This window comes from Ruegeria sp. HKCCA6707, from assembly GCF_013033515.1.
In the GTDB taxonomy this organism is placed as follows: domain Bacteria; phylum Pseudomonadota; class Alphaproteobacteria; order Rhodobacterales; family Rhodobacteraceae; genus Ruegeria.
This window is the reverse complement of the sequence record NZ_WQEG01000006.1, coordinates 142044-168585: the sequence shown is the minus strand read 5'-3', so window position 1 is coordinate 168585 and position 26542 is coordinate 142044. Positions and strand designations below refer to the sequence as shown.

25 protein-coding genes are annotated in these 26542 nt (G+C 60.2%); 9 read left to right on the top strand and 16 right to left on the bottom strand.

What is annotated here, in order from left to right; translation table 11 throughout:
• Positions 1–36 precede the first annotated feature (36 nt).
• On the bottom strand, positions 37–2232 hold the full coding sequence (locus tag GOW40_RS15610) for a primosomal protein N' (protein ID WP_171136575.1): 2196 nt from the start codon (positions 2230–2232) through the stop codon (positions 37–39).
• A gap of 88 nt (positions 2233–2320) precedes the next feature.
• On the opposite strand from GOW40_RS15610, the gene fsa reads away from it, so the two are divergent.
• The 4 genes from fsa to GOW40_RS15590 all read left to right on the top strand — a co-directional run bounded on the left by fsa (position 2321) and on the right by GOW40_RS15590 (position 5553).
• A complete protein-coding gene (gene fsa, locus GOW40_RS15605) occupies positions 2321–2974 on the top strand; it encodes a fructose-6-phosphate aldolase (RefSeq protein ID WP_171100438.1) in 654 nt (217 codons plus the stop codon).
• Positions 2975–3171: 197 nt separating this feature from the next.
• Positions 3172–3879, top strand: a complete 708-nt coding sequence (locus GOW40_RS15600) for a DUF484 family protein (RefSeq protein ID WP_171131513.1) — start codon at positions 3172–3174, stop codon at positions 3877–3879.
• Complete coding sequence (locus tag GOW40_RS15595; protein WP_171131515.1) at positions 3876–4799, top strand: tyrosine recombinase XerC; 924 nt, start codon at positions 3876–3878, stop codon at positions 4797–4799. The genes GOW40_RS15600 and GOW40_RS15595 overlap by 4 nt, the downstream gene beginning before the upstream one ends.
• 58 nt (positions 4800–4857) lie before the next feature.
• The gene (locus GOW40_RS15590; protein ID WP_171100444.1) at positions 4858–5553 is read left to right on the top strand and encodes a phosphatidylcholine/phosphatidylserine synthase; all 696 of its coding nucleotides are present in this window, start codon (positions 4858–4860) and stop codon (positions 5551–5553) included.
• Between the two features lie 2 nt (positions 5554–5555).
• Here GOW40_RS15590 and GOW40_RS15585 read toward each other — a convergent pair whose 3' ends face one another.
• The 10 genes from GOW40_RS15585 to GOW40_RS15540 all read right to left on the bottom strand — a co-directional run bounded on the left by GOW40_RS15585 (position 5556) and on the right by GOW40_RS15540 (position 18044).
• Complete coding sequence (locus GOW40_RS15585) at positions 5556–6023, bottom strand: hypothetical protein (RefSeq protein ID WP_171131518.1); 468 nt, start codon at positions 6021–6023, stop codon at positions 5556–5558.
• A gap of 75 nt (positions 6024–6098) precedes the next feature.
• Positions 6099–6554: a methylated-DNA--[protein]-cysteine S-methyltransferase gene (locus GOW40_RS15580; RefSeq protein WP_171131799.1), complete on the bottom strand. Its 456-nt coding sequence runs from the start codon at positions 6552–6554 to the stop codon at positions 6099–6101.
• 137 nt (positions 6555–6691) lie between these two features.
• The gene (ileS, locus tag GOW40_RS15575) at positions 6692–9604 is read right to left on the bottom strand and encodes an isoleucine--tRNA ligase (RefSeq protein WP_171136574.1); all 2913 of its coding nucleotides are present in this window, start codon (positions 9602–9604) and stop codon (positions 6692–6694) included.
• 164 nt (positions 9605–9768) lie between these two features.
• Entirely contained in the window at positions 9769–12468 is a 2700-nt protein-coding gene (locus GOW40_RS15570; RefSeq protein WP_171231082.1) for a DUF2339 domain-containing protein, read from the bottom strand.
• Positions 12469–12563: 95 nt separating this feature from the next.
• A complete protein-coding gene (locus GOW40_RS15565) occupies positions 12564–13043 on the bottom strand; it encodes a DUF2269 domain-containing protein (protein ID WP_171131524.1) in 480 nt (159 codons plus the stop codon).
• Positions 13043–14359 (bottom strand): SDR family oxidoreductase, encoded by a 1317-nt coding sequence (locus GOW40_RS15560; protein WP_171131526.1) that lies wholly within the window; start codon positions 14357–14359, stop codon positions 13043–13045. The genes GOW40_RS15565 and GOW40_RS15560 overlap by 1 nt, the downstream gene beginning before the upstream one ends.
• A 70-nt stretch (positions 14360–14429) precedes the next feature.
• Positions 14430–15140 carry a VIT1/CCC1 transporter family protein gene (locus GOW40_RS15555; RefSeq protein WP_171100456.1) on the bottom strand — a complete coding sequence of 237 codons (711 nt, stop codon included), beginning with the start codon at positions 15138–15140 and terminating at the stop codon, positions 14430–14432.
• A gap of 54 nt (positions 15141–15194) precedes the next feature.
• Complete coding sequence (locus tag GOW40_RS15550; RefSeq protein WP_171131530.1) at positions 15195–16184, bottom strand: YcjF family protein; 990 nt, start codon at positions 16182–16184, stop codon at positions 15195–15197.
• Complete coding sequence (locus GOW40_RS15545) at positions 16177–16632, bottom strand: GNAT family N-acetyltransferase (RefSeq protein ID WP_171131532.1); 456 nt, start codon at positions 16630–16632, stop codon at positions 16177–16179. The genes GOW40_RS15550 and GOW40_RS15545 overlap by 8 nt, the downstream gene beginning before the upstream one ends.
• Positions 16629–18044 (bottom strand): YcjX family protein, encoded by a 1416-nt coding sequence (locus GOW40_RS15540; RefSeq protein ID WP_171131800.1) that lies wholly within the window; start codon positions 18042–18044, stop codon positions 16629–16631. The genes GOW40_RS15545 and GOW40_RS15540 overlap by 4 nt, the downstream gene beginning before the upstream one ends.
• 108 nt (positions 18045–18152) lie before the next feature.
• Here GOW40_RS15540 and truA point away from each other — a divergent pair, with 108 nt between their 5' ends.
• Positions 18153–18920: a tRNA pseudouridine(38-40) synthase TruA gene (gene truA / locus GOW40_RS15535; protein ID WP_171131534.1), complete on the top strand. Its 768-nt coding sequence runs from the start codon at positions 18153–18155 to the stop codon at positions 18918–18920.
• A 1-nt stretch (position 18921) separates the two neighbouring features.
• Here the strand turns inward: truA and GOW40_RS15530 are convergent, their stop codons facing one another.
• Genes GOW40_RS15530 through GOW40_RS15515 form a run of 4 tightly spaced genes read right to left on the bottom strand, consistent with a single transcriptional unit; the run spans position 18922 to position 22607 of the window.
• Positions 18922–19851: a nickel/cobalt transporter gene (locus GOW40_RS15530; RefSeq protein ID WP_171131536.1), complete on the bottom strand. Its 930-nt coding sequence runs from the start codon at positions 19849–19851 to the stop codon at positions 18922–18924.
• The gene (locus tag GOW40_RS15525) at positions 19836–20528 is read right to left on the bottom strand and encodes a DUF1007 family protein (protein ID WP_254444464.1); all 693 of its coding nucleotides are present in this window, start codon (positions 20526–20528) and stop codon (positions 19836–19838) included. Before GOW40_RS15525 ends, GOW40_RS15530 begins: the two co-directional genes overlap by 16 nt.
• 27 nt (positions 20529–20555) lie before the next feature.
• Positions 20556–21365 (bottom strand): thioesterase family protein, encoded by an 810-nt coding sequence (locus GOW40_RS15520; protein ID WP_171131538.1) that lies wholly within the window; start codon positions 21363–21365, stop codon positions 20556–20558.
• A gap of 6 nt (positions 21366–21371) precedes the next feature.
• Positions 21372–22607: an acyl-CoA dehydrogenase family protein gene (locus GOW40_RS15515; RefSeq protein ID WP_171131540.1), complete on the bottom strand. Its 1236-nt coding sequence runs from the start codon at positions 22605–22607 to the stop codon at positions 21372–21374.
• 126 nt (positions 22608–22733) lie between these two features.
• Here GOW40_RS15515 and GOW40_RS15510 point away from each other — a divergent pair, with 126 nt between their 5' ends.
• On the top strand, positions 22734–23669 hold the full coding sequence (locus GOW40_RS15510) for a glyoxylate/hydroxypyruvate reductase A (protein ID WP_171131542.1): 936 nt from the start codon (positions 22734–22736) through the stop codon (positions 23667–23669).
• 10 nt (positions 23670–23679) lie between these two features.
• Here the strand turns inward: GOW40_RS15510 and GOW40_RS15505 are convergent, their stop codons facing one another.
• Positions 23680–24024, bottom strand: coding sequence for a hypothetical protein (locus tag GOW40_RS15505; RefSeq protein WP_171131544.1), 345 nt, complete (start codon positions 24022–24024; stop codon positions 23680–23682).
• A gap of 163 nt (positions 24025–24187) precedes the next feature.
• On the opposite strand from GOW40_RS15505, the gene GOW40_RS15500 reads away from it, so the two are divergent.
• From GOW40_RS15500 to GOW40_RS15490, 3 genes are all read left to right on the top strand, one after another.
• Positions 24188–25018 (top strand): bifunctional allantoicase/(S)-ureidoglycine aminohydrolase, encoded by an 831-nt coding sequence (locus GOW40_RS15500; RefSeq protein ID WP_171100478.1) that lies wholly within the window; start codon positions 24188–24190, stop codon positions 25016–25018.
• A 79-nt stretch (positions 25019–25097) separates the two neighbouring features.
• Positions 25098–25424, top strand: a complete 327-nt coding sequence (locus GOW40_RS15495; protein WP_171131546.1) for a hypothetical protein — start codon at positions 25098–25100, stop codon at positions 25422–25424.
• Positions 25425–25474: 50 nt separating this feature from the next.
• On the top strand, positions 25475–26461 hold the full coding sequence (locus tag GOW40_RS15490; RefSeq protein WP_171131548.1) for a type I glyceraldehyde-3-phosphate dehydrogenase: 987 nt from the start codon (positions 25475–25477) through the stop codon (positions 26459–26461).
• Positions 26462–26542 lie beyond the last annotated feature (81 nt).

The following is a 26542-nucleotide window of genomic DNA, read 5'->3' as shown; positions in this document are numbered from 1 at the left end:
GACCAAACGCACAGCAAACCTGCGTGAATGCAGAAGTCAGTAGAAACTTTGCGGGTCGATATCGACAGTTAGACGAATGTCTCCCTTCAGCCGCAAAGGCGCAATCCAGCGGGCCACCGCATCCTGAATCGGCGCGCCTTTGGGGGCTTTGACCAGCAACCGCACCCGGTGACGGCCGCGGATCCGCGCAATTGGCGCAGGCGCGGGACCAAAGACTTGCGCACCGATTTGGGTCAAAGGACCTGTATTTCGCGCCAATGCGTTTCCGATGTCAAAGACCGGCGCAACCTCGGGCCCCGACAACACGATCCCGGCCATACGGCCATAGGGCGGGACACCTGCGGCCTGACGCCCAGCAGCCTCGGCTTTCCAGAAACCCTCTTCATCCCCTGAAAGGATGGCACGTATCACAGGGTGTTCGGGCTGAAAGGTCTGCAACAAGGCCTGACCCGGTTTGTCTGCGCGCCCCGCGCGACCCGCAACCTGCCGCATCAGTTGGAACGTGCGTTCCGCCGCCCGCAAGTCCGCACCGTGCAGGCTGAGATCGGCATCGATCACACCCACCAAGGTCAGCTTGGGGAAGTTATGCCCTTTGGCCACCAACTGCGTTCCGATGATAATGTCGGCATCACCCTCGGCAATCTCCTCAATCTTGGCCTTGAGCGCCCGGGCCGAACCAAACAGATCTGAACTGAGCATCGCGATCTTGGCCTCGGGGAACGTGGTCTCGGCCTCTTCAGCCAGCCGTTCGATCCCCGGCCCAACCGGGGCCAGCTTGCCTTCAACTCCGCAAGACGGACAGACCTCCGGCATCGGCTTGGTCTCGCCACATTGGTGGCACATCAGCCGCTTGAGGAACCGGTGCTCAACCATTCGCGCATCACAATGGTCACAGCCGATCTGCTCACCGCAGGCCCGGCAGAGCGTCACTGGGGCGTAGCCACGCCGGTTGATGAACAAAAGCGACTGTTCGCCCCGCTTGATCCGCTGCCGCACCGCTTGCCGCAGCGACGGGGATATCCATGTGCCCGGCTGCATCTGTTCGGCCCGCATGTCGATGGGTTTCATCTCGGGCAGCACGGCGTCGCCAAAACGCGATGTCAGGTCCAACCGCTCATATTTCCCGGCCTCGGCATTGGCCCAGCTTTCCAAAGACGGTGTGGCGCTGGCCAATATCACCCGCGCCCCGCAAATGGCAGCACGCAGAACCGCCATGTCTCGCGCGCTATAATGCACCCCATCTTCTTGCTTGTAAGATGTGTCATGCTCTTCGTCGACGACAACCAAGCCCAGTTGGCGAAACGGCAAGAACAAAGCCGACCGCGCCCCCACGACCAGCTGCGCCTCGCCCTGCCCGACCATGCGCCAGACGCGGCGGCGCTCGGTCATGGTTGCGCCAGAATGCCATTCCGCAGGGCGGGCGCCGAACCGCGCCTCAACCCGGGTCAGAAACTCGGCTGTCAAGGCGATCTCGGGCAGCAGCACCAGCGCCTGACGCCCCATCCGCAGCGCTTCGGCCACAGCTTCGAGGTAAACCTCGGTCTTGCCTGATCCGGTGACGCCTTTCAACAAGGTGGTGCCATAGTCGCCGCTGCGCTGCCCGTCCCGCAAACGCGCGACGGCCGCGGCCTGATCACCTGTCAGATCTTTGCCCGGCAGATCAGGGTCAAGATGCGGATAGGGCAGATCACGCGGACTGTCTTCCTCGCGCACAGCGCCTTGTTTGACCAGACCTTTGACCACCGATGAGGTCACACCCGCCTGCTCGGCCAATTCCTTCAGCGTAAAGGCCAGCCCACCATAATTGCGCAGCACCTCCAACACCCGGGTCCGCGCATCGGTCATACGGTCGGGCGTGCGATCGCCCAGCCGATAGACCTTGCGCATCGAAGGCGGGTCGCCCAAACCCGGCGCGCGGGTCGCCAACCGAAGCATCGCAGGCATCGGCGTGAGCGTGTAGTCGGCGACCTTGCCCAAGAATACGCGCATCTCTTCGCGCATGGGCGCAACCTCAAGCACCCGGATCACTGACCGCGCCTTGGCCAGATCGAACCCGCCCTGCCCCGGCCCCCAGACCACGCCCAGCACTTTGCGCGGGCCCAGCGGTACCTCGACAAAAGCGCCCAGAAAGCACCCGCCCTCGGGCGCTTTGTAATCCAACGTCCGGTCCAGCGGCTGCGTCGTCAGCACCGCAACCAGCTCTCCTTCGTCGAAAAATCCGTTAGCGCTCACAGTATATCCTTACCAAGGGGTTTCAGCACGGCCTTCTTTGAGGTAAAGCCATCGGCAATCAAGGCCAACCCATCAAAGGACTGCCCATATGAAATTCTTCGTAGATACCGCCGAGATTGATGCCATCGCCGAACTGAACGACCTGGGCATGGTGGACGGTGTAACCACCAACCCTTCGCTGATCCTGAAATCAGGCCGCGACATTCTGGAAGTGACCAAAGAGATCTGTGAACTGGTCGATGGCCCGGTTTCAGCCGAAGTTGTAGCGACCGAAGCCGACGACATGATCGCCGAGGGCCGCAAGCTGGCCAAGATCGCGCCGAATATCGCGGTCAAAGTGCCTCTGACCTGGGCGGGTCTGAAAACCTGCAAAACTCTTAGCGACGAAGGCCAGATGGTCAACGTGACCCTGTGCTTCTCGACCAACCAGGCGATCCTGGCCGCCAAAGCAGGGGCCACTTTCATTTCACCCTTTATCGGCCGCCTGGATGACATCAACCTCGACGGCATGGATCTGATCGCCGATATCCGTCAGGTCTATGACAATTACGGTTTTGAAACCGAAATCCTCGCCGCCTCGATCCGCACCGTGAACCACGTGACCGACAGTGCCCGCATCGGGGCTGACGTGATCACCGCCCCTCCGGGCGTGATCAAGAAACTGGCCGATCACCCCTTGACCGACAAAGGTCTCGAAGCGTTCCTGTCCGACTGGGCCAAAACAGGTCAAAAGATCCTCTGACACATCGCACAACCGCGCGGCACCGCCAGGTGCCGTGCCCGGCCCAACTGCAAAAACTGATCTTTGATCAGGCCCTTGCAGGCGGGAGCCCTCCGGGCAACAGCGTAACGGGAATTCTCTCTTTGCGTGCATTTTTCCCAAGGTAAATCCGGCCCGCCATGCTATAAGGCGACAAACAAAAAAAGACCGGACAGGACATGAGCAGCAATCAAAAACTCGAGGATAACCTGCGCGCGGCTATTCTGGCGGAACCGGACGCGGTGTTGGACGATACAGACCTGATGCGCGCCTTGGTTTCAGCCAACGAACAGGCGCGTGGTGACAACATCATCGATCTGCGCGGCATCGCCATGCAACGGCTCGAAGACAGGCTGGATCGGCTGGAAGACACGCACCGTTCTGTCATCGCCGCCGCCTACGAAAATCTGGCGGGTACAAATCAGGTCCATCGCGCCATCTTACGCCTACTCGAACCTGTCGAGTTCGAAGATTTCCTGCGTGTCCTCGGCAATGACGTGGCCGAGATCTTGCGTGTTGAGCATATCACCCTGGTGCTTGAAACCACCGCCATGCGACAAGACCCCGCTGTCGACAAGCTTGGCGGCGTTCTCACAATCGCTGAACCCGGCTTTGTTGACGGTTACCTGGCCCAGGACCGAACCGGCGCCCCGCGCGAGATTACGCTGCGCGAAGTCGCGCGCCCCACGCCACGCATTTATGGTGAAAAGGCAGCCAACTTGCGCTCCGAAGCCTGCCTCAAGCTCGATTTTGGCCCCGGGCGGCTGCCCGGCATGATCGTGATGGGCGCGAAGGATCCCAAGCATTTCAGCCCGCAACTGGGCACCGATCTGCTCAGCTTTTTTGCCGGTGTATTCGAACGTTCCATGCGCCACTGGTTGTCGTGAGCCTGATTTCACCCGCCTGCCGCGACGCACTGCAGCATTGGCTGAACAGTCTGGGCGCGCTTGCGGGCCGCGCAGAGAACACCCGCAAGGCCTATGCGGGCGACGTTACCGAATTTCTATCCTTCATGACGTTGCATCACAGCGGACGTCAGGGTCTGGCGGCGCTTGAGCGGATTTCCGTGTCCGACATGCGCGCCTGGATGGCAGACCAGCGCAGCGCGGGTGTCGGGTCCCGCTCATTGGCGCGCAAGCTTTCTGCCGTCAAAAGCTTTTACCGCTGGCTGGCCGAACGCGAAGGCTTTGAACCTACCGCCGTCCTGTCGACACGCGCCCCCAAGTTCACCAAGAAGCTGCCGCGTCCACTGGCCGAAGACGCTGCCCGCGCCATGATCGAAACGGTTGAGGCACAATCCACCTCGGACTGGATCGCCGCGCGCGATGTTGCTGTCGTGACATTGCTTTATGGCTGCGGGCTGCGCATTTCCGAAACTCTGTCGCTCACCGGTGCTGACGCGCCCTTGCCAAACACGTTGCGCATCCTGGGCAAAGGCGGCAAAGAACGCATCGTCCCTGTCATCCCCGCCGCCCGCGCGACAACCGACCACTATCTGCGCCTGTGCCCTCACCCGCAATCGCCGCAAGCCCCCCTGTTTCGTGGCGTGCGTGGCGGCGCTCTGAATCCGCGCGCGATCCAGAGCGTGATGGCCAAGGCCCGGATGCAGTTGGGGCTGCCCTCAACCGCCACGCCGCATGCCATGCGCCACAGTTTTGCAACGCACCTGCTGTCGGCTGGCGGCGACCTGCGCGCCATTCAGGAATTGCTGGGCCATGCCTCCCTGTCAACCACACAGGCCTATACCGCCGTTGACACAGCCCGCCTGATGGAGGTTTACAACCGCGCTCATCCCAAGGCGCAATGACAGGTCAGTTCGGGCTTTTTGCTTTGCATCCCAAGCGCTGATCGTACATGACACCCTAATGACACTTAGATTCAAAGCTCTTGCCGTTCACCTTTTCACTGCCACTGGCGCCGTTTTTGCAATGCTCGCCATGTTGGCCGCGGTCGAAGGACAGTGGAGCCTGATGTATCTGTGGCTTGTGGTGTCGTTCATTGTCGACGGCATCGACGGCCCCCTGGCCCGTCATTACCACGTCAAACACAATGCGCCCGAGTTTGACGGGGTGCTTTTGGATCTGATCATCGATTACCTGACATATGTCTTCATCCCGGCTTTCGCTCTGTTCAAATCGGGCCTGATGGATGGCTGGACCGGGTGGTTTGCCATCATCGTCATCACCTTTGCCAGCGCCATGTATTTCGCCGACACGAGGATGAAGACCAAGGATAACTCATTTTCAGGTTTTCCCGGTTGCTGGAACATGTTTGTCATCGTGATCTTTGCGCTAGAGCCCAATTTCTGGGTGATCCTGATGCTGGTCACGCTGCTCTCGATTGCGATGTTCGTGCCGCTGAAATTCGTCCACCCGGTCCGTACCGCGCGCTGGCGCAGTGTCACCCTGCCGATGGCCCTGGCCTGGACCTTCTTTGCAGGCTGGGCCGCCTGGGTCGATTTCCATCCTGAAAGCTGGGCCCATTGGGGATTGGTGATCACCAGCCTTTATCTGGTTTCAGCAGGGATCGCACAACAGATCATCCCACCGCGAAAAGCCTGAGGTTATAGGACCTCCTGCACCTCAAACTCGGTCCCATTATGGGTGAACACATCACCTTCTTGCAGGCCGGACATGGCCAGAAAGATCGGGCTTTGGGTTGAAATCCCCATATAGGTCTTCCCGTCCACCTCAAACCGGGTGGTTGAGACACAGACCACAAAACGACGATTGTTGAATTTGATCACAGCACCGGGTTCAACGCGGTCCTTGAGACCAAAATCCGTGTTCTCGATCACATCGATCTTGGCGTGATGCGTGTGAACCGGCGTGTCGAACGCCGCCGCCAAATCGGCGTTTTCGCGCGCGGCCACGATATCATCCTTGTCATGCACTTCCCGATCATCCAACTGTGCATCTTTCAGGAACGCATCATAATGCGCCTGCGCGGTGGCAAGCTCTTGGGCCTCAAGAGACATCAATCGGTCGATAATGCTCTTTTTCCGGGCGGCCAAATCTGCCTGATCGATCATATCGCGGATCCTTCACATTCACCATTTCCGATAGGTTGAGCGTCACCCGTCCGAATTGCAACCCATTTCCGAATATCAGATCAACAGCCCAGCCGCCCCTTCATGACGCAACAAGGCCACCTTGGTCTCGATCCCTCCGTCACCTGAGAAACCTCCCAAACCATTGGCCGCCAAGACACGGTGGCAAGGGATGATGACCGGGATAGGATTCGCCCCGCAAGCCTGCCCGACGGGCTGGGCAGGCTGTCCAAGCTCTTTGGCGATGTCACCATAGGTTACGGTTTCGCCCAGCGGGATGGCATACATCAGGTCACAAACCTGTCGCTGAAACTCGGACCCCGATACGCGATAGGGCAAATCGAACCGATCCAACCGCCCCGCGTCATAAGCCTGCAACTGCGCCGCCGCCTCGCGCAGCACCGGCGTTGCCTCGCCCGCATTACGCCCATTCCAGACAAGGCGCGTCACCGCACCGCCCTGTTCTTCAACGCCCAGACGTCCAAACTGGGTATCCACTGCAATCATCGGCATAGCTGGATGCTGACAGCCTTTGCGGCCATAGCGCAACCCATATCGCGCCACGCCCACCCCTTCTTCTGTTCACAAATACCTTGGAGCGCGAGGCAGTGCCTCGCAAAAGCCCTGCCCGACACGCGCTCCGACGCAGATTAGCTCAATGCGTCATTGCAACGGCCACAGACGCCCGGGTTCGCATGCAGTCCAACATCCGGCAGGATCTTCCAGCAGCGCTGGCACTTTGCGCCTTCAGCCTTTTCAAAGACCACACCGACACCTTCGATCTCGGGTACGCGGAACGCTTCGGCCGGGGCCGGGTCGCCCGACACGGTCAGGCCCGAAGTGATGCACAGATCATCCACATCAAACGTGGCCAGCAGATCACGCGTCTCGCCATCCTCGACATGCACAATCGGCGCGGCCTCAAGGCTGGATCCGATCACCTTGTCCTGACGCTGCACCTCCAACGCGGCAGTGACCGCCCGGCGCACGCGGCGCACCTTGGCCACGGCCTGTTCCAATTCCGCATGACGCCAATCGCCTGGTGTTTCCGGGAAATCCATCAGATGCACCGAGCTATCATCGCCCGGGAACCGCTCCAGCCAGACCTCTTCCATCGTGAAGACCAATACCGGGGCCAGCCAGGTGGTCAGACGATGGAACAGGATGTCCAGCACGGTACGCGCCGCGCGGCGGCGCAGGCTGTCGCCGTCGCAATACAGAGCATCCTTGCGTACGTCGAAATAGAACGAGGACAGATCGACCGTGGCAAAGGTAAAGACCGCACTGAACACACCCTGGAAGTCAAACGCGGCATAGCCCTTGCGTACCTGCTCATCCAGCTCGGCCAGACGGCTCAGCACCCAGCGTTCCAGGCGGGGCATCTCTGCAGGCTCCACCCGATCGGCCTCCGAGAAATCGGCCAGCGAGCCCAGCATGAACCGCATCGTGTTGCGCAACCGGCGATAGCTGTCGGCGGTACCTTTCAGGATCTCCGGCCCAATCCGCTGATCGGCGGTGTAATCCGTCTGTGCCACCCACAGGCGCAGGATATCAGCGCCGTATTGCTTGATGACCTCTTCCGGCACGATGGTGTTGCCCAACGACTTGGACATCTTGTTGCCCTTGGCATCCAGCGTGAACCCGTGCGTCACCACGTTACGATACGGCGCACGGCCCTTGGTGCCGCAGGCCTGCAGCATGGACGAATGGAACCATCCGCGGTGCTGGTCGGTACCTTCCATATAGACGTCAGCGATGCCATCTTCGGTGCCGTCCTCGCGGTCTCGCAGAACAAAGGCGTGGGTCGAACCGGAGTCAAACCACACGTCCAGCACGTCAAACACCTGATCATAGTCTTCGGGGTTGGCGATGCCGTCCAGCACCTGTTCCTTAAACCCGTCCGTGTACCAGATATCCGCGCCGTTTTCCTCGAACGCCGCTTTGATCCGAGCGTTAAGCTCTTCGTTGCGCAACAGGTAGTCCGCGTCGGTGGGCAAAGCGCCTTTCTTGGTGAAGCATGTCAGCGGCACGCCCCAGGCACGCTGGCGCGACAGAACCCAGTCCGGGCGCGCTTCGATCATCGAATAGAGGCGATTGCGACCGGTCTGCGGCGTCCATTTCACCAGCTCATCGATGGACCGCAGGGCGCGTTCGCGGATGGTATCGCCCATCTCACCCATGCCGTCATCCAACTTGCGGTCGACGGACGCAAACCATTGCGGCGTGTTGCGATAGATGATCGGAGCCTTCGAGCGCCACGAATGCGGATAGCTGTGCTTGATCTTACCGCGCGCCAGCAAACCGCCAACCTCGACCAGCTTGTCGATCACCGCCTTGTTCGCATCGCCCTCACCGCCCTTGCGGGACAGAATGTATTTGCCACCAAAAAACGGCAGGTCAGCGCGGAACGAGCCGTCATCCATCACGTTATAGGTGATGACCTGTTCCAGCATCCCCAGATCACGATAGAGCTCAAATTCCTCCATCCCGTGCGAGGGTGCACAGTGGACAAAGCCGGTGCCTTCGGTGTCGGTCACGAAGTCAGCGGCGCGGAAGTCGCGGATGTCGTCCCATTCGCCATTGCCGCCTTCGGCCCCGGCCAACGGGTGGGTCAGTTGGGCGCCTTCCAACTCATCGGTGGTCAAGTCACGAACGCGGCTCCACTGCTCATCGCTCAGGCGCGCGCGGCCCAGCACATCTGCGGCCAGATTGTCGGCCAGCAGGAACTTGTCGCCCACATTGGCCCAGCATTCATCGGGTGTGCCAGTGACTTCGTAGAGGCCATAGGAGATATCCTTGCCAAAAACGACGGCCTTGTTCGACGGCATGGTCCACGGAGTCGTTGTCCAGATCACCACATAGGCGTCATCCAGATCGCCCGCATTCACAACCCTAAACTTCACCCAGATGGTGAAGCTTTCCTTGTCGTGATACTCGACCTCGGCCTCGGCCAGTGCGGTTTTTTCGACCGGCGACCACATCACAGGTTTTGACCCCTGATAAAGCGTGCCGTTCATCAGGAACTTCATGAACTCATCCGCGATCACCGCCTCGGCGTGATAGTCCATGGTGATATAGGGATCGGGCCAGTTGCCGGTGATGCCAAGACGTTTGAACTCTTCGCGCTGGATGTCGATCCACCCTTCGGCGAATTTGCGGCACTCCTGACGGAAGTCGACGATATCCACCTCGTCCTTGTTCTTGCCCTTCTTGCGGTACTGCTCTTCGATTTTCCATTCGATCGGCAGACCGTGGCAGTCCCAACCCGGCACATAGCGTGAATCGTAGCCCATCATCTGATGCGACCGCACGATCATGTCCTTGATCGTCTTGTTCAGCGCGTGGCCGATATGCAGGTGCCCGTTGGCATAGGGCGGGCCGTCATGCAGGGTAAAAGGCGTGCGATTTTCTTTTTCACGCAGGCGATCATAGACACCAATCTTTTCCCACCGTTCCAGCCATGCGGGCTCGCGCTTGGGCAGGCCTGCGCGCATGGGAAAGTCGGTTTTGGGCAGGTTCAGCGTGTCTTTGTAATCAGGTGTTTGGGTCGTGTCGGCGCACATTTGGGGCGTCCTCAGGAAGTTCGGGTCGTGTTTGGATCGAAGCGGTCAGTGCGATAACTCAAGCACCTTTGCCCGGCGTCTCGCGATATCAGAGCGCCGGGGATATAATTCGAATAATGATGGCCAAACGGTCAAACATGGCCGCGCTTATAGGACGCCCATGTCTAATCGTCCAGAGGTTCTGCGCCTTGCGACGAATGGCGCAGCTTGGCCCAGCGGTTGAGCCAGGCAAGCCCGGCCAAAGCAAGCCCAAGCACCAGGAGTGAGAACACCCGGATCAGCCCGCCCAGACCCGCGATATCGATCAAAAACACCTTGGCAACCGCCAGCCCGATCACCGCCAGACCGGCCTTGCGCATCAGATCCGATCCGCGTGCCAGAGACTGATAGAACAGCCCTGCCCCAACCAGCAGCAGCGCCATGGTATAGGTGTAAAGCTCGGGCTGGCTGACGCCATTGCCTTCGAACATGCCGCCCGCACCCTGCCAAAAATGTCGAATGGTCATGCCCAGCCAGACCACCAACAAAAGTGCGGCGGCGGCATATCCCAATTGTCTAAGCCGAACCGGAACGTCTGTTAACCGCCAGAGGGACAGCAGAATGATCAGCGCAGGCAGCAAGTAGGCCACGGCCAATGTGTTGACGATTCCGGGACCCAGCACCGGGTCGGCAAATTCGGTCAGAACCGGATTCTCGGGCCCAAGAGCCTGACCCAGCCGGATCAGTGCGTGCGCGGCAAAAAACCCGGCCAGCGCATAGCGCGCATAGGTCAGCTTGCCGCCCAGTGAAAAGCGCTGCACCTGCGCAAAGGCCAGCAACAGCCAGATCGACGCAAGCAGTCCAAGGCCCCAATGGCTGTTTTCCGCCCCGCCCTCGCCCAAGCTTTCCAGCCAGCGTAGCAACAGCAAAGACAGCAATATGCCCGCATTGGCCCAAGCCGCACTTTCCAAAAGCAGAACTGCCGTCGGGCGCGGCATCGGCCTGAGAACCCACCAACCGGTAGCAAAGCCCAGCGTTGCTGCGCCGTAGGCAAAGATCACCTCGGGCAGCGGCGCGGTCTCGGCCCATTCCAAACCGGGGTTCAGGATCAAGCGGACCGTCACAGTGAAAACGCCCACCCAGACAAACCAGCTGAGTTGAGGCAAGACGAACCTGCGATCCAGAACCGCTGCGGCCAGCACACTGACAACCAACGCCACTGTCAACGCGGCCGAGCTGAGCACGATCACGCACGCAAAGCTGAGGCAGGACAAGGCCGACATGGTTGCCAAGGCCGGGCGCAAGCGATCCCCTGTATCGACACGGGCAAACCGTTCAGCCAGCAGGACCATCACCGCGCCAAGGGCCACCGCGTGCAAGGCCCAGGGATATGCCCCGATCACACTGGCTGGTTGCCACCCGACCTCTAGCGCGATGGCAATAAGGGGCGCAAATACGACGGCACCAGTAGCCCAAGCCGCCGCATAGCGCCCGCCGCGAAACGAGCGCCACGCCGCTGCAAGCGAAAGGGCTGCACCAAGGACCACCAGGATGGACACCGTCAGCGGTGCGTCAGCCTCGGGCGTTTCTGCGTAGGTTGCGGCAAACGACTGCGCGACCACCCCGCCGTCAAACCCGTGCAGCAGGACGAACCAGATCAGTCCCAAACCGGGAAAAACAGTCATATCCTGCAACGCGGGCGCATCGCTGGCCCACAGGATCAGGGCAAGGGTCAACGCCGCAAACAACCCGACCGACAACCAGAACTCACTGCTGGTATCCGCCCAATGTATCGAAAGGATTACCGAACTGAGAAGCACAGCTCCAAAGGCCAGACGGGTGGGAAACTCGGGCCAGGGCGCGCCCTTTTTGCGACGGATGATCTCGGCAATCATTGGTCCGTCATGGTTTGGAACCAGCCTGCGCACCGGGATCGCAATGGCCATCAAAGCCAGTGCCGTCACGCTGATCAGGTAACCCGGTTCGGTTATAGGCGAAGACAGAACCAGCAGAAAGCACGCCCCATACGCGCCAACCAGTGTCAGAACTGAGATCCACGCCCAGCGCCGTACGGTATCGATGCCAAGGCCAAGCGCCGCGATCAGCAGGAAATAGCCGTAAAGCCAGGTGGGATCTTCGGAGGCGCCGCCAACAACAAAGGGCGCAGCAAACGCGCCGATCAAGCCAACAGCGGCCAGCAAAGGCCCGTGAAACCAACCCAGCACAAGCCCGACAATCGCGATCGCAACCATCCCGGCCAAAGCCGCTTCGGGGCCGATCAGATCATAGAGCTGTCGCGCCGCCAGAACCGCACCAAACAGGGTCACCAGCCCCGCGCCCGAAAAGACCGACGGCAAATAGGCGGTTGCGGAGTCTTCGTCATCTCCGAACCTGCGCCGCACGACCTCCCCACCCAGGATCAGAGCAGCCCCAAAGGCCAAAGCGGCAAACACACGTGCAGCGGGTGGCAACAGCCCGTTTTCAACGCCGTATTGGACTAGGAAGATACCAGCCAAAGCAAGTGACAGCGCAGAGACGGCATAAAACCAATTCTCGCGCAGCCACGCGAAAAGCGCTGCAAACCGGTCATCACGCATCACAATCGCTGCAGGCGGAGAGCTTGGCTGGGTTTCGCGCGACGGTTTGGGCGGCGGCTTTGTCGGTGCCCAGGGGCCTTTTACCTTGGCTTCAACCGGCGGCGGCGTGTCAGCCGCTTGCGCTGGTTTTTCTGGTTCTGGCTTGGGCGCAGGTCCGCTTTGATCTGCCAACCTCTGTTCCAACTGTTCGACGCGCTTGCGCAGCCGAACGTGTCCGATCAGCAAGACAACAACGCCAACGGGAATCGCCAGCACAATCAGGCCAAGCAGGACGAGAAGAGACTCCAAAAAAACGCTCCGACAGTTTGGCTTAGGCTAACCTGCCGGGACTCCGGGCAACAGTCTGGATTTCAGCCGATTTTTCAAATGACGCAAGCGTCACCCTAAAACAACGCAAGACTTGGTCGCGCCAGCATCAACCAGATTATACCCAGCACTGCAAAAAAGGCGGGAAAGCCACAAGCGAACCAAATGCGAAACAGTCTGAAATACTCCGGTGGCAGATCCGTTCTGTGCGCCACCGCCATGCCTGCCAAATTGCGCAGTTTCAGTTGAATCCACACAACCGGCAGCCAAAACAGGCCGGTCACGACATAGAGGAGTAGCGAGAGCACGATCCAACCTTCGCTGAAAGACCAGCCCAAGCGCCAGGCCAGCAACGCTCCGGTAATGGGTTGCACGATCACCGCAGTGGTCGTGAAGAGCAGATCGGCCAGGACAACGACGCCCGCTGTATGCGCGACGATGCGCGGGTCGCCGCTGCGATGCGCCATCAGCATGAAAAAGGCGATCCCGGCCCCGGTGCCCAGCAAGACGCAAGCGCCGATCACGTGGAGCCAGCGCAGGATCAGATCCGGGTCCATCAGCGGGTTTCGAGCATTTGTCGGGCCAAAAGAGGCAACAGCATCGCGGGCAGGATTTTGACCAAAGGTCCCAATGGATCCAGCCAAAGGCCGGGCGTCACAGCAGTGGCCATCACCAGATACAGCAGCGCAACGCCAGCCTGTATCAAACAGACCCTTGCCGCCCAGGGACGCCACAGAAGGCAAAGGCCAAGCGCGAGATCAACAAGCGACCAGAACACAACGCTGCTGATGGCGGCCCATGTCGGCCAACCCGCATCGGTCAGAACGCTGGCGGCCGTTCCAAGCCCCAGCAGACCAAACAGCCCCGACAGCACCCAAAACAGACAAAGGACGCCGACGACCAGTGGCAGTAGAAGTGACAAGCGCGCGGCCAAGCGGTGTTCCCGGGCGCAGGTCAGATCGCCATAGATCTGCGGAAGCCCTGCCACCGACAGACCCGACGCGTCTCGGTACGGTCCCGGATCGCCGGTGACGCCATCTTGCATCACCGTCATCGCATTGCTGCGCAAAGGTGATCGCCATCCCAAATTGCCCAGCCCATCGGCACAGGCAGCAATAGCGCGCGTCAGGAAACTGGGGGTCGGCAAAGTGAATCGCGCCGCAGGAAATGCAAGCCAGTTTCGGGTTTCCGTCACTACCTCGACCAAGGGCCGAGATTCACCTTCAACCAGATCATAGCTGCCCTGTGGCAGTCGCCCCTGAATCGCAAGCGATACTGCGGTGCAAAGGTCTGCCATTCCGACGCATTGTACCGGCGTATTCGGGTAGGCAACCGGCTGCACCACAGGGATCGCCGCCAGCATCCGCAGCAAAGCAGTACCGCCGTAATCGCTCTGCCCGATCACCAACCCTGGCTTCAGAATCCAAAGCGGTGCAGCACTGGCCATAAGCTCAGCATCGCCTGCGGCTTTGGTTCGCATGAAATCAGTCGAAGCTGTTTTCTCTGCCCCGATGGCCGAAATCTGGACAATTGCGATACCTTTTTGCGCACAAGCCTTTCCAAGTGCGCCGATGGCCAGATGATGCACCGTCTCAAGGTCGTCCAGAGATCCGTCTTGCAGCGCACCTGCGCAATTCACCACAAAATCAATCCCGTCCAGATAGCCCTGCCAATCCGAGGCCGCACCAAAGCCACGCAGATCGCCTTGGACCAGCTCCACTCCGGGCAGGACGCGCGCGCCGGTTTCCATGTTGCGCACCATGCCTCGGACAAACGCGCCCTGTGCACGTAAAGATCGGGTCACGGCCGCGCCAATAAACCCATAGGCACCCAGCACCAAGATACGTTTCCCACGCAACAACTGTTCGGACATGGCCGTGTAACCTTAGGTTTTTCGACCACATTAGTGAGTTTGCGCCTGGGCTCAAACCTTTTGGCAGGTTTTATGGATGAAACAGCGACCCGACCAGATAGGCGATCGCAGCTGCGGCGCCGCCAATCAACAATGTCTCACCCCCCGATCGCCACCAAGGTGCCAGTGACCACCGACTTTTGAGCGCACCGATGGCGAAAAAAACCGCCATCGTCATCCAGACCGACAGTGTAAAGGCGTCCGGCCAGGACATCACGAACGGCAGCAGAGGGATCATCCCGGCGACCAAAAAGGCGAGAAAGGTCGCAACGGCTGCTTTCATCGGGTGCGGGTCGACGCTGCCCAACCCGTATTCACCTTCGATCATCAGGTTGATCCAATTGTCTTGATCAGCGGTCACAGCATCGGTCGCGTCTTCCAGCACGCGTCCGGCAAGCCCTTTCTGCGCCAAAATCTCGCGCGCCTCTGCCCGTTCGCCATCAGGGTACAAGCTGATATGGCGCTGTTCGATCGCGCGGATGCGACGGATGTTGTCCAACTCGGCCTTGGTTCCGGAATAGTTGCCCGCCGCCATCGAGAACCCATCCGCCAGAACATTTGCCAGCCCGAGGGCCACGATCACGAAAGGCGACAAGCCCGCGCCCGCCACGCCTGCGACAATGGCAAAGGTGGTCACGGACCCGTCGATGCCACCATAAACCACATCGCGCAATACGCCGCGTCCGGGTGGCGCGTTGATCCGCGCGACAATTTCTTGCTGACTGTGGCCGTGATCGGTCATGGCTGGCTCCGCCTTCATTCTGCGGAAACCGGCGCACCCGCGCTTTGCGACAGATCAAGTCTTGTTGAACACCCCGCTCAGCGCACGTTTGATAACGCCACGGGTCGAAGGCTTGTGACGGTCCGAAAATGGCAAAGGCCGACACACCTCCATCGCGGCAACCCCAACTCTTGCAGTCAACGCCCCATTCACCAGACCTTCGCCAAAACGTCGTGATAATTTGCTGAGGACCGAGCCGCCCAGAATGGGCTCAAGCAGGTCATCGCCAACAGCGACGGCCCCGGTTGCCACCAGATGCACGAACACAGCGCGGGTCAGGCGCCAACTGCCAAGAAACCCCGCGCGCCCTCCGTAGATCTCGGCGATGCGGCGGATCATCCGTAGCGAGCTTGCAAGCGCAGTGGCCACATCCGCCAGTGCCAAAGGAACCAGAGCCGTCACAGTCGCCACCTGACGCGCTGCCGCCTCAACCTCGCGACTGGCGGCGGTATCAAGCGGGGCCAGCAATTCATCCTCGGCAAGGCCCAGCAGACCCGACGCGTCGAACTGATCCTCCATGCGCTCGGTCAGGCGATCACGACCCCATCGCGTCTCATCCCGGCCCGCGTAGAAGGCCAGCAATCGGGTGGTGACGGCACGCGCCTGCGCCAGATCCTCTTCGGCCAATGCGGTGTCTGCGGCGCGGCGCATCCCATCGACCCGTGACAGACGGCCAATGGCGGCCAGTTCGCGGATTACAATGATCAACAAGACACACAGCAAGGCGATGATCAGGCCAGAGACAATCGTACCCAGCACAGGTGACCGGTCCAAAAGCGATTGCGCAAAATCCCACGCAGCGACCGAGACGACAGCGCCCACAACCGACACCGAAAGCCCCCAGAACCATTTGGACAAGGCCGAAGGTTTGCGCGCAGCCAGCCGCGCGGCCCCCTGCATCGCATGCCCCTGAGGCTGGGCGATATCGGGCACAGGCGGTGCCTGAGCGACATCCGTTTCGGGAGTGTCGTCATCCAGATCGAAAAGTACTGGGCCTTTAGCCATCTGTGGCCTCCTGACGAGTCCAGCCGAGTTTAATGTCGGGCAGGTTCTCTTCATTGCTCGACCCATCACCGCGCTCCAGCTCGACAAAACCGTTGCGTTCATAGAACCGGCGCGCACCCTGATTGGCTTGAAAGGTGTAAAGGCTCAACCGCGGGCTTTCAGACTTGGCGTCATCCAACAGCCGCTGCCCGAGCCCCTGCCCGCAAGACGCCCGGCACAGATAAAGCGCGTGCACCTCTGCGCCGTTGCGCGCCAGAAATCCCACCACGCCCTGTTCGGTCTCGACCACCGTGACCCAGCCTCGGTCAATCATCTGACCGCAAAAGGCAATGGCCTCGGCCCCGCTGTGCAGCTTGGGCATCCAGTCAGTTTCGGTGGCAAACCGGTGCAGGATATCACCCGTGGCCCCCGCATCCGTGCTGCGGGCCGGGCGCAAGAGGACAGTCACAAGCGGTCTCCGATCAGAAACTGCGCCGCCCGGTCCAACCGGATATGAGGTGGACCATCGCCTGGACGCAGGCTGAGCGCGGCGGGTGCGAATGACATGAAGCCATAGTCGGCATCCAGCCAGCTTTGCGCGCCGTCCCGCGCCGGGGCCAGTAGATGGGCCGGAACTTCGGGCAAAGCGCCGGGATAAAACGCCGCCAGCTTTCCGGTCTCGGCCAACCGGCCGCGCACGCAAGGCAATTCGGTTCCGTTATGCGCCCGCATCTCTTCGGTTGTGGCACGTAGCGAGGCCAGCGACAGCGCTGCCGTCTCGGCCCCCGCAAATTTCGCACGATCCTGCGCGTCGCGGGTCAGCGCCTCCATGATCGCGGTCAGGCGCGGGTGTTGCAGATGGTGTAGATGATCGGCCTTGGTGGCCGCAAACAGAATGCGTTCGACCCGTTTGCCCAGCAAGAGCTGGGTCAACCACGCGTTTTTGCCGGGTCGGAAAGCTGACAGGATGTCCGCCATGGCGCGCCGCATATCCTCGACCGCTTGCGGGCCTTTATGGATCGCGCCCAGCGCATCCACCAAAACGACCTGACGGTCGATGCGGGAAAAGTGGTCGCGAAAGAAGGGTTTGACCACTTGCGCCTTATAGGCCTCGAACCGCCGTTCCAACTCGCGATGCAGGGTGCGGCGACGCGCAGCGCCGTCGACGGGCAGCGGTGCAAATGTCAAAACCGGAGACCCCGCCAAATCGCCCGGCAGAAGGAACCGCCCGGGTGTGCAGTCGTAAAACCCCGCCTCGCGGGCGGCATTCAGATAGTCCGAGAATGCCGCAGCAAGGCCCTGTGCAACCGGCTCCTCATGCGCGCCTGCTGGATCAACCTGCTCCAATTGCGTCAGAAACCCCGCGGCCTCAGGGCGCGTCTTGATCCGTGCAAGCGTTTCCGTGGACCATTCGGCGTAGTTCTTATCAAGCAGTGCCAAATCCAAAAGCCATTCGCCAGGATAATCCACGATGTCCAGATGGATGGTCCGGGGCCCCTGCAACCCGGCCAATAGCCCCGCAGGTCGCGCCTTGAAGGACAGCCGCAACTCGGACACCGCACGCGTGCTTTCGGGCCAATGCGGTGACGGGCCGGTCAGCGCCGACAAATGCGCCTCATAGTCAAAGCGCGGCACGGTGTCATCAGGCTGTGGCTGCAGATAGGCGGCGTGAATGCGCCCCTCTTGCTGGGCCACAAGTCCGGTCATACGACCGCGGTCCAACAGGTTTGCCACCAGCGACGAGATGAAAACCGTTTTGCCCGACCGCGCCAACCCGGTCACGCCCAGCCGGATCACCGGCTCGAACAGCGCTTCGGACACCGTGTCGCCGATGGTTTCGACACCGCGTGCCAAATTGTCTGCCAGCGCTGAAATGACCAATCTGTCGCCCCGCAAAAATCCTTTCCCCCAAGATAGGTAGCACCCGCAGCACATGCCAGCGCTTTTCCCGCTCTTGCCCCTTTTGGCCGTGCGCGCTACCAGCAGCACATGCCCAGATACGCGCTGAAAGTCGAATACCAGGGGGAGCCGTTTGCCGGATGGCAACGGCAAAAGGACCAACCGTCGGTGCAGGGTGCGATTGAACGGGCCCTGTCGTGCATTCAACCCGGCGACCACACCATAGCAGCTGCCGGGAGGACGGACGCGGGCGTCCATGCGTTGGGGCAAGTGGCCCATTGCGATCTGGTCAAGGATTGGGACCCGTTCCGCCTGTCTGAGGCGTTGAATTATCACCTCAAGCCGCAACCGGTGGCGATCGTCAGCGCCGCACGGGTCGCCGAGGACTGGCACGCCCGGTTTTCAGCGCTTGAACGTCAGTATCTGTTCCGCATCCTGATGCGCCGCGCACCTGCGACCCATGACAGGGGTCAGGTTTGGCAGATTAACCACGAGCTTGATGTGACCGCTATGCAGGCCGGTGCGGACATGTTGCTGGGCCGTCATGATTTCACAACGTTTCGGTCATCAATATGTCAGGCAGCCAGCCCGGTCAAGACCCTGGACGAGCTGCGCGTCGAGCAGTTGCAAGGGTTTTCCGGCCCCGAGATCCATTTCCACGTGCGCGCCCGGTCCTTCCTGCACAATCAGGTGCGCAGCTTTGTCGGTACGCTGGAACGGGTTGGTGCCGGGGCCTGGTCACCGCAGGATGTGCGTGATGCGTTAGAGGCCAAAACCCGCGCCGCCTGTGGGCCGGTTTGCCCGCCGCAGGGGTTGTATCTGGCGCGGGTTGGCTATCCTGAACCGGTGTTTGACTAACTCAGATCGCGCGCAGCAAAAGGCCGCTGGCGATTGCCGCGATGATCAGACCGGCAAGCAGTTCGATCGTGGGCGCAAGGATCGCCGCAAAACGCGTGGCCGAGGCTGAGGCCAACAACCCGCCCCGCAGGCCAAAGGATGTCCAGCCCACCAATGTGGTGACTGTCGCCGTGCCCAGCGCCATGGCAAAAGCACCCGCGACACCGACCATCGCGATCCCCATCTGCCAGGTCAGGATCAGAACGAACAAGGCGCCAGTACACGGTCGTACCGCAATCCCCGCAATCAGCGCCAGAGCTTCTCGCAGCGATCCCACATTTGCGACCTCTTCTGCCGTAGGGCCATGTTTGTGACCGCAGCTTGAACAGACCTCTCCGTCGTGGTGGTGATCATGGCTATGATCATGGTGATGATGGCCCTGCGCCTTGTCACTTTGATGCTGTCGCGCAAAGCCACGAAGGGCACGAAACACCAACCACAACCCGATCAGAGCAATTGCGCCATAGCTGACAGGTGCCATGATGCGCTCGGTGGTGCCAACCAGCGTCTGCCGCGACATCTGGAACACCAACACTCCGGCATAGACCAGTACAACGGCTGTCACGGCTTGGCCCAGGCTGGATAATACGCTGATGGCCGACAGACGCCAAAAGGCCACTTGTCGACCCAGCCCATAGCCTCCGATCAGAACCTTTCCGTGCCCCGGTCCGATCGCATGAAAAAACCCGTAGGCGAAACAGACACCCAGAAGCGTGGCGACTGCTGCCGGTTGTTCCGCCTTTGCCGCCCGCAAAGACCGGGCGATCTGGTTCTGAAACGCCCTTTGTTCGCCCGCAGCCCAGGCCGCAAGGCTGTCGAACCCGCCGCTGCCCCAGAACCAGAGCAGAACTGCGCAGGCCAGAAAAACCGGAATAATCAGGTATCGGGACATGTCAGGCGGATCTCGGTTGCAAAATTCTCGCCCACCAGCGGAATGTCGTTTTCTTCCAGATCGTAATCGGCATCCAGAGTCAAAAGGAACGCCTGCATCTGCGCAAGCTGACCGTCGATATCGGGATCAATCCGTTCGATCATGCAGGCCGAGCCACCTTCTACGGTAACCGGCCGGGTCATGTCGTAATAGGTGTAATAGGTCTCATCAAACGCTTTGGCTGACAGGCCGGTGGCTGGCACACCACCGCCTTCCACGGCACGCAAATGCGTTGTGACAATACGCCCGTTCTCCGTTGTGGCTGTCGGCTCCATCGGACCGGACAACGGCACAACGACACCGTCGCGCGCGATGACGAGATCGCCATTATAGCCCTCGACCCACTGTGCATCGAAACCAGTCAGATACTCGGTTTCGGCTTGGGTCAGGATGCCGTCCGCGTCATTGTCCAGACGAAAATCTTCGAGGATCAGCAACGAATAGAACTCATCATACGCCCAGGTCACCCGAACATGGGTCAGTTGACCGGTCTCATTAATGATCAGCTCGAGCCCGGTGTCGATGAATACATGCGGATGGGCTGCCGCCGACAGGGGCAAACAAACCGCAATCAAGGCTTTGGTCCAGATACGCATGATACGAAGATAGAATGGTGCCCCCCAAGGGGCAATCAACATTCACCCATTCCTGCGAAAACCGGCCAATTACCGATGCGGTGGAAACAGCACCAGGGTTTGCAAAGCCGTCCCAACCGGCCCTTGCGTGTCATAGAGCATCGATTGCGACATGCCGATCCCCGAGCTTTGCCAATGCGAGACTGAGTCAGAGGCGAGCCAGTCCGAAACAGGTTCGCGGTGGATATTCACCGTCAGATCCGTGTTCATGAACCCCATCTGGGTCGTCGGCGCGTTCCACGAAATACCGTTGCCACAGTCAGCCAACGGACAGAGCGCCTGAATCGGCGATTGGGCCTCGCCTTCCAGCAGTTGCGGCGTGCGCATCCAAATGGTCTTGGGCCCGGCCCCCTGGTTGCCGCCTTCGGGATAGGCAATTTCAGAATGATGCGCAAAGCCCGACAGATCGTGGCGCATTTCACCGATGGGGAACGGCCCGTCCACGACTGTCTCAAGCTGTGGTCCGGTCTGTTCGACATTGGGAACATCACCAAGATCACGGCGGGTCAGATGCATGGTCGTGGCCGTCGCGCATAGCGTGTCGTCCAGATCATGCACAGTCACCCGCGTTGTGCCCAGCGTCTTGGTGTGCCGGGTTGTCTCGGTGGCGACGCGCAACCCGGCAAGCGGCAAGGGCCGCAGCAAGTCGACCGTCAGCCGGGTCAGCATCTTTTCTGGGCCAATCTCGGTCTCGGCGGCCCGCACGATCAGGCCACTCACCGGCCCGGCATGGCAGTGATCTGCCGACCACGGCCCCCGCGCGGCATCATTGCCCACAAAAACCCCGTCATCGCGCAGGTGGAAATAGGCGTGCTGGTCCAAGTCGATGGGGGCAGACATAGGTGCTTAGACCTTTTCCTGAGTGTATTTCTTCAGTTCGGCTCGCGCCACCTGACGGCGATGGACCGCATCAGGCCCGTCAGCAAGGCGCAGGGTGCGCACATGGGTCCAGGCATTGGCCAGTGGCGTGTCTTGGCTGATGCCTTGTGCACCAAACATCTGCACCGCTTCGTCGATCACCTTCAGGGCCACCCGGGGCGCGATCACTTTGATCTGGCTGATCCAGGGTGCTGCCGCCCGCGCATCGCCCTGATCCATGTACCACGCCGCTTTCAGGCATAGCAGTCGGGCCATTTCGATCTCCATCCGGCATTCGGCGATAATGTCGAAATTGGCCCCCAACTGCGCCAGTTTCTTGCCAAACGCCTCACGCCGCAGCGACCGCTGGCACATTTGTTCCAACGCGGCTTCGGCTTGACCAATGGCGCGCATGCAGTGGTGAATGCGTCCGGGCCCAAGACGCCCCTGCGCGATCTCGAACCCCCGGCCTTCACCCAGCAGCATGTTTTCAGCGGGAACGCGCACATCCGAAAACCGGATATGCATGTGACCATGGGGCGCGTCGTCATGGCCATAGACTTCCATCGGGCGCAGGATTTCGATGCCGGCGCTGTCTGCCGGAACCACGATCATCGATTGACGCTGATGTTTGGGCAGGTCTTCACCACCGGTTTTGACCATCACGATGTAAACTTTACAGCGGGGATCACCGGCCCCGGACGACCACCATTTTTCACCGTTCAGGACGTAATCTTCCCCATCGCGCACACAGGACATCGAGATGTTGGTGGCATCTGACGAGGCCACATCCGGCTCGGTCATCAAATAGGCCGAACGGATCTGCCCATCAAGCAGCGGTTCCAGCCACTCTTGCTTCATTTTTTCAGAGCCGTAGCGTTCGAACACTTCCATATTGCCGGTGTCTGGGGCCGAGCAGTTGAACACCTCGGCACCAAGCGGTGTCTTGCCCATCTCTTCGGCGAAATAGGCATATTCAACCGTTGTCAGCCCATAGCCCTTGTCGCTGTCCGTCAGCCAGAAATTCCAAAGACCCGCCGCTTTGGCCTTGGCTTTGAGCCCCTCAAGGATTTCCGCCTGACGTTCTGTATATTGCCAGCGGTCGCCCTTGCCGATTTCGTCGTGGTATTCCTGTTCCAGCGGCGTGACCTCGTCTCGGATCATATCGGCCACGCGTTGCAACAGAGCTTGATTCTCTTCACGCAGTCCAAATGTCATGGTCATGGCAAATCCTCCTTGGCCCCGGTGCATGGGCTTTACCTTTGGCCGAAGGATGGCTTAGCTGGCCGCAGGCGTCCAGTTGGGTGACGGAACGTCACTGTAGGAAATTCCAAAGTAAGGAACCGGCGAATGGCTCTGTTGATTGAAACCGGAATGACGGGATGGATTAGCAATGAGGACCTCGCCCGAGATATCGGAAAATCCGCCCCGGATCTGGACCTGCGCACACCCGAAAACCTGGGCAATCCCGCAGAGATCACGATGATGGCGGTTGCGAACCTGAATACGGATCGTATGCGTGGCCTGCCAAACCTGAAGCTGATCCAAAAGCTGGGCGCCGGGGTCGAAACAATTGTTCATAACCCCGCACTGCCTGACCACATTCGGGTCACCCGTCTAAAGCCTGACGCCCCGGCGCAGGGAATCGCCGAATGGTTTCTGGCCTATATCCTGCGCCACCAAAGGCACATGGCGTTTCATGAGGCCGCCCAGAGCCGGTCGGAATGGGTGTCGAAAGCCCCCGTATATACGCCCGATACTGTCGTGGGCGTGCTGGGTCTGGGCCATATCGGCAGCCGCACCGCGGCGATGTTGAACATGATCGGGTTTCAAGTGATGGGATGGAGCCGATCGCCAAAGCAGATCCAAGGCGTCACCTGCCTGCATGGTGCAGATGCTTTGCCGCAGCTATTGAGCCAATGCGACCATGTCTGCGCCATCCTGCCGTCCACTCCTGACACAACGGGCTTGTTCGATGCTCGGATGTTGGCGCAGATGAAACCTGGCAGCCAATTATTGAACGCAGGCCGAGGCGATTTGATCGACGAAGCGGCACTGATCGCCGCGGTGGACCAAGGTACTCCCGGCCACGCAGTGCTGGACGTCACCAGCAAAGAACCATTACCTGCCGATAGCCCCCTTTGGCAGCATCCCAGCGTTACGATCACGCCACATGTATCGGGCTGGTTCCTGGGCGACGCGCTGACCGATGTTATTGAGAACTTTCGCCGACTCACTGCGGGTACAGATCTGTTGCACGAGGTTGACCGCGCGCGCGGGTACTAAGCGCGCACCGTCAGGGCGACAAAATCCAGTTGCCATTGCCGTCGTTGCAGCGCCGCGTTCGGATCTCGCGCGCATTTTCACCGGCCGGTTCCACGAAATGTTGCAGAATGACGCAATTGTCTTGAACGGCCCCGATCCGGATCACGCCCTTGGACCCGGTCTCAGCATTCACCCAAGAGCGTTCTTTGCCTGCCGAAGGCCCACTTGCCAAAAGTTCGTTCGAATTGGCGCTGACAACCTCGAAATCTGCCGGAGTCAGGCCCATCTCGGCGATGATCCGAGACAGCGGCTTGGCCTGCGCGGCGCTTGTAGCCAGTACCAACGAAATAACGGCCAAAGTAATGCGGGCATTCATAGCGGCCCCTCCTGCTAAAACGTATTGAGATCAGCTTACAGCGCCCAATCGGCAGCGCCAAGACCACCTTCAAAATATCCCGAACAATCCTATCGCAACGCCAACTCTAGGCGCGTATGCAACTTCACCCCATAGTCACTGCAACACAGCTCCGAGGCAGCAGATGAAACACCCCAGCTATTACGCGCCACAGGGCGGGCACCCCGACCAGACGCAGCTCTTGACTGATCGCGCCATGTTTACCGAGGCTTATGCGGTCATCCCCAAAGGCACGATGCGTGACATCGTGACAAGCTGCCTGCCCTTCTGGACAGGCACACGCCTCTGGGTCCTGTCGCGCCCCCTCAGCGGGTTTGCAGAAACCTTTTCGCAATACATTATGGAGGTGCAACCGGGTGGCGGCAGCGACCGCCCCGAAACCGACCCAAAGGCTCAGGGCGTTCTGTTTGTTGTGGAAGGTGCGATTACCTTGACACTGGGTGGCGAAAGCCACGTGCTTGAGGAAGGCGGCTATGCCTATATCCCACCGGGCAGTGACTGGACGCTGCACAATCGCGCAGGCCCGGTCGCACGGTTTCACTGGATCCGCAAAGCTTACCAGCAGGTCCAAGGCCTGCCCCTGCCCGATCCGATCATCGCCAACGAACGCGAGATTGCCCCAACACCCATGCCCGGCACCGAAGGCCGCTGGGCCACAACACGGTTTGCCGACCCCGACGACATGCGCCACGACATGCATGTCAACATCGTCACCTTTGAACCCGGCGGCGTCATTCCTTTCGCTGAAACCCATGTCATGGAACACGGGCTGTATGTTTTGGAAGGCAAGGCAGTCTACCGGCTCAACCAGGATTGGGTCGAGGTCGAGGCTGGCGACTATATGTGGCTGCGCGCCTTCTGCCCGCAAGCCTGTTATGCCGGGGGGCCGGGGCGTTTTCGCTACCTGCTCTACAAAGATGTAAACCGGCATATGCCGCTGTCTTTGTCACGCTGAGGTGTTCCTACGTATCGGGGCTTCACAGAACCGCCGCAATCTGATGAGATAAAAGAAATTCAAATACGGAGACTGTTTTATGCGATTGCGCGCCCTGACTTTGACCCTTTGCTGCACCTTGGGACTTTCAGCTGTGTTTTCGGCTCCGGTGGCCGCAGCGGAAGACACCAAATCCGTGACGGTTTTCACAAGGACATGGGCCGTAACTCAGGTCGCCGATGAGCCGGTGATTTATCGCGCAACCCGCGACAACAACAACCTCAACCCGTTTGGCCGTCCTGCGATGCTGCGCACCACGCAGGCTATCGCGGCCATTCAACAGGCCACCGGCTGCAAGGTTATTGTGAACAGCATGTATCAAAACATCTCGGGCCAGTTCTTTTCGCAGGTGAGCTGCGGATCCTAAGCCCTTGAATGGGCATTGAGGTCCGTGGGACCTCCTGCCATAGCTTGCGCATGAAACTCGCGATCAATGGATTCGGTCGGATTGGCCGCACTACCCTGCGTCAGGTTCTGGCCCTGCCGCAGGGATCAGATGTCGAGGTGGTGTTGATCAATGACATCGCACCACTGGACACCTGCGCTTACCTGTTCAAATACGACAGCACCTTCGGACCTTATGCCGGTGATGTCGTGGCCGAGAGCGCTGCGCTCAATATCGATGGCCACAGTTTCCCGATGACCCACAGCGCGGATCTGAGCAGCGTGAACCTTCAAGGCGTCGATGTCCTGCTCGATTGCACCGGCATTGCGCGCACCTCAGACGTCGCGCGCCAGGGTCTGAGTGTGGGGGCTCGCAAAGTGCTGATCTCTGGCCCATCGCCTGCCGCCGAGATCACGCTTGTGCTGGGAGCCAACGACGACGCGCTGGGTGACGCGCAGATCGTGTCCAACGCGTCCTGTACTACGAATGGGCTCGCACCATTGATCAAGGTTATCGATACCGTGGCGGGCGTCGCATCGGCGCATATGACCACGATCCATTGCTACACCAACAGCCAACCAATGGTGGACGCGCCACGCGGCGATCTTGCCCGGTCTCGCGCTGGAGCCCTTTCGATGGTGCCCACAACCACCAGCGCCACTCACCTGATTGATGAGGTTCTTCCGCATCTTGCAGGCCGTATTTCAGGTGCCGCTGTTCGTGTTCCCACCGCCAGTGTGTCCGCCGTTGATCTGGTGGTGACCCTTGGACGCGAGATGCAGGCGTCCGAATTCGACACGGCATTACGCTCTGCTGTCGCGGCCTCGCCTGTGCTGGGTTGGACCGATGATCCCCTGGTCTCTTCCGATCTGCGCAGCCGCAGTGAATCGCTGGTCATCGCTGGACCCGAAACACGGCAGATCGGCGATCAGCAGATTCGCGTGTTTGGCTGGTATGACAATGAATGGGGCTTTTCTGCGCGCATGCTGGACGTGGCCCGCCTGATGGCGTCGTGCTGACGCAGGGGGCGGGCCTGCCCGCACCCTGCCCGGCCCAACCGGTCAAGATGCATCTTCGATGCACGCGGACCGGGCGGGAGC

Bases quoted from the DNA above. Each gene is read 5' to 3' on its own strand.
- truA (WP_171131534.1), top strand. From the start codon at position 18,153: ATGCCCAGATACGCGCTGAAAGTCGAATACCAGGGGGAGCCGTTTGCC.
- GOW40_RS15495 (WP_171131546.1), top strand. From the start codon at position 25,098: ATGCGATTGCGCGCCCTGACTTTGACCCTTTGCTGCACCTTGGGACTT.
- GOW40_RS15565 (WP_171131524.1), bottom strand. From the start codon at position 13,043: ATGGACCCGGATCTGATCCTGCGCTGGCTCCACGTGATCGGCGCTTGC.
- GOW40_RS15515 (WP_171131540.1), bottom strand. From the start codon at position 22,607: ATGACCATGACATTTGGACTGCGTGAAGAGAATCAAGCTCTGTTGCAA.
- GOW40_RS15510 (WP_171131542.1), top strand. From the start codon at position 22,734: ATGGCTCTGTTGATTGAAACCGGAATGACGGGATGGATTAGCAATGAG.
- GOW40_RS15550 (WP_171131530.1), bottom strand. From the start codon at position 16,184: ATGGCTAAAGGCCCAGTACTTTTCGATCTGGATGACGACACTCCCGAA.
- GOW40_RS15520 (WP_171131538.1), bottom strand. From the start codon at position 21,365: ATGTCTGCCCCCATCGACTTGGACCAGCACGCCTATTTCCACCTGCGC.
- GOW40_RS15580 (WP_171131799.1), bottom strand. From the start codon at position 6,554: ATGCCGATGATTGCAGTGGATACCCAGTTTGGACGTCTGGGCGTTGAA.
- GOW40_RS15490 (WP_171131548.1), top strand. From the start codon at position 25,475: ATGAAACTCGCGATCAATGGATTCGGTCGGATTGGCCGCACTACCCTG.
- fsa (WP_171100438.1), top strand. From the start codon at position 2,321: ATGAAATTCTTCGTAGATACCGCCGAGATTGATGCCATCGCCGAACTG.
- GOW40_RS15590 (WP_171100444.1), top strand. From the start codon at position 4,858: ATGACACTTAGATTCAAAGCTCTTGCCGTTCACCTTTTCACTGCCACT.
- GOW40_RS15500 (WP_171100478.1), top strand. From the start codon at position 24,188: ATGAAACACCCCAGCTATTACGCGCCACAGGGCGGGCACCCCGACCAG.
- GOW40_RS15560 (WP_171131526.1), bottom strand. From the start codon at position 14,359: ATGTCCGAACAGTTGTTGCGTGGGAAACGTATCTTGGTGCTGGGTGCC.
- ileS (WP_171136574.1), bottom strand. From the start codon at position 9,604: ATGTGCGCCGACACGACCCAAACACCTGATTACAAAGACACGCTGAAC.
- GOW40_RS15530 (WP_171131536.1), bottom strand. From the start codon at position 19,851: ATGTCCCGATACCTGATTATTCCGGTTTTTCTGGCCTGCGCAGTTCTG.
- GOW40_RS15505 (WP_171131544.1), bottom strand. From the start codon at position 24,024: ATGAATGCCCGCATTACTTTGGCCGTTATTTCGTTGGTACTGGCTACA.
- GOW40_RS15600 (WP_171131513.1), top strand. From the start codon at position 3,172: ATGAGCAGCAATCAAAAACTCGAGGATAACCTGCGCGCGGCTATTCTG.
- GOW40_RS15585 (WP_171131518.1), bottom strand. From the start codon at position 6,023: ATGATCGATCAGGCAGATTTGGCCGCCCGGAAAAAGAGCATTATCGAC.
- GOW40_RS15525 (WP_254444464.1), bottom strand. From the start codon at position 20,528: ATGTTGATTGCCCCTTGGGGGGCACCATTCTATCTTCGTATCATGCGT.
- GOW40_RS15555 (WP_171100456.1), bottom strand. From the start codon at position 15,140: ATGACCGATCACGGCCACAGTCAGCAAGAAATTGTCGCGCGGATCAAC.